The 367-nt window shown below is 60.5% G+C and carries 1 protein-coding gene; it reads left to right on the forward strand.

Annotated features, from left to right (window positions below):
* A partial coding sequence (locus ACKWMY_RS28370) for a DDE-type integrase/transposase/recombinase (protein ID WP_409487566.1) occupies positions 1-367 on the forward strand: 367 nt, incomplete at both ends.

A 367-nucleotide genomic window follows, 5' to 3' on the forward strand; every position in this document is an offset into this window, starting at 1 on the left:
AAGAACCCCTGACTCCGTTGTCCAACACCTCCGCACTGCTCATCTGGCCCATCCGATGTGGGGGGCGCGTAAGCTCAAGCGATGGTTAGAGATGCAGGGGCATACGCTACCTGCCGCCAGCACCGTGCATAATCTGATGCGCCGTCATGAGTTGCTGCCAGGCGGTCCATCACCGGCTCCTACCGTTGGGCGCTTTGAACATGACGCACCGAACCGGCTCTGGCAGATGGACTTTAAAGGCCACTTCCCCTTTGCCGGTGGACGCTGCCATCCGCTGACCTTGCTGGATGACCATTCACGCTTCTCGCTCTGTCTGGCGCACTGCCCGGACGAACGACGCGTCACCGTGCAGTCCCAGTTGATAGCA

The sequence above is a fragment of the Serratia sp. J2 genome, assembly GCF_046269175.1.
Taxonomy (GTDB): Bacteria; Pseudomonadota; Gammaproteobacteria; order Enterobacterales; family Enterobacteriaceae; genus Chania; species Chania fonticola_C.